We start from the raw sequence: 1,589 nt of genomic DNA, 5'->3' as shown, positions 1-1,589 counted from the left end.
ATCGGCTGGATCCCGGGCGGCACGATCGTGCAGGAGAAGGCGCCGCAGTGCCAGCTACACGGCGGAGGATATCCCCCGATGTGCGGCCGCACGGGCTGGGGAAGTCTCTGGGAGACGGTCCAGTGGGCCACTCCCGCACAGAACTACGGTTACCTTCCCTACTCGTGCGTGCGCCCGGCGTGAGACCGGAGCCCTTCAGATGACGCCGTGCGGCATCCGACTTGCGGTCGGCGAGCATGAGGGCGGCAACAAGGGCGGCGGCGACGGCCGCGAGGATGAGCAAGATGATGCGCTCAGGGGACATGAAGGCGATCTACCTATTCTGAGAACGGACACAAGGCGGCCAGGACAGTGGCTATCCAGGGTGTTCGCCCTGGCCAAGTAAGGTCCTCGGCTTCCGTGGCTTCTGGGGCGCCTCTCCTCCCAAATGACGCTCTCGGTGGATCGGGGCTCATCCCATGAGAAAGCCCGAACCCCGTCCCGTGGGTTCGGGCTTTGCGTCTGCTCGTGTCCTACGCGGTGGCGCGGGCGCGGCGGGCGAGCATGCGCGCCTTGCGCAGCGCGTCGCCCGGGTTGATCCAGTAGTGGTAGCCGGTCCCCGTCTTGTACTGCTGACCGTGGCCGTACTGCTCGACTCCGCACAGGCCGCACCCGTTCGGCGGGTTCCCGTCGTCCTCGACGGCCGGGCCGGACCGGCCGAAGTACGTCACCGTGCGAATTCCGCCCTCGCCGTGGTAGCTGACCACCTCCAGCTCCCATCCCGGCTGCAGGAGCGGGCGGATCGCCTCGAAGTAGGCGCGGGCCAGGCCGAGCACACCGCCGGGCTGGATGCACAGCTCGATCCGGTTGAGGCTGATGTGGGCGTGGTGCTGGTGGGGGCCGTGCTTGTCGAGCCGGGCGGCGCGGATGATGTGGGCAAGCTGGGACTGCTGCATGGCAGGCTCCTTGGGTTCCTGGGGATGGTGATGGGGGCGGCGGGCGCGGGCCGGTCGCAGCGGGCCCGCGCCGGTCGGTCAGGTGCCGGAGACGGCTTCGTGGTGGCAGGCCGCGCAGAGCGGTACGGTCTCGCCCGTGCGCTGGTCGTACTGGGGCGCGACGCTCACGGGGGTCCCGCACTCGGTGCACGCGGCCGGAGGCGTCCAGTCGGGGCGGCCGAGCTGCACGAGCGGCTCCAGTTCCTTCGGCAGGACGCCGCCGTTCTCCGCGAGCGGGAATGCGTAGTAGGTGCGCACCTGCTGCAGGCCAGGCACGTGCGGGTGGTTCTCATCGGCCAGGAGGAGACCGCCCACTGACGCGCTGGCCCACGTCCACCCCTTGTCGGGGCGCCACACCCAGGTGATGACGGCGGTGTCGGGGGCGATGCGGCGGCCGTCCTCGGTGGTCACCTCGGTCGTGTCACGCAGCCGGAACCGGGTGAGGGTGCGGCTGGCGTCGAACTCGTACTCCATGGTGGGAACCTCTTTGCTGTGGTTCGGGCAGGGGTCGGGTGGTGCGGGTCCAGCGGCCTGGGCCCGCACCATGGCGGGTCAGCGGGTCAGCGTCGAGCGGCGCTGGTGGGCGCGGCGGGTGAGGTTGAGCCGGCGGGCGGC

2 protein-coding genes are annotated in these 1,589 nt (G+C 70.4%); both read right to left on the bottom strand.

Annotated elements, in window-relative coordinates; genetic code table 11:
* Nucleotides 1-512: 512 nt before the first annotated feature.
* Entirely contained in the window at nt 513-935 is a 423-nt protein-coding gene (locus ACWCSD_RS52460; RefSeq protein ID WP_449927414.1) for a hypothetical protein, read from the bottom strand.
* A gap of 78 nt (nt 936-1,013) precedes the next feature.
* Nucleotides 1,014-1,448 (bottom strand): hypothetical protein, encoded by a 435-nt coding sequence (locus ACWCSD_RS52455; protein ID WP_449927411.1) that lies wholly within the window; start codon nt 1,446-1,448, stop codon nt 1,014-1,016.
* Between the last annotated feature and the right edge of the window lie 141 nt (nt 1,449-1,589).

It is taken from the genome of Nonomuraea sp. NPDC001684 (assembly GCF_053596515.1).
The sequence above is the reverse complement of the archived record's forward strand: the minus strand, read 5'-3'. Positions and strand labels throughout refer to the sequence as shown.

What these genes read in the sequence shown, in the direction of transcription:
- ACWCSD_RS52460 (WP_449927414.1), bottom strand. Translation starts at nt 935, where the DNA reads ATGCAGCAGTCCCAGCTTGCCCACATCATCCGCGCCGCCCGGCTCGAC.
- ACWCSD_RS52455 (WP_449927411.1), bottom strand. Translation starts at nt 1,448, where the DNA reads ATGGAGTACGAGTTCGACGCCAGCCGCACCCTCACCCGGTTCCGGCTG.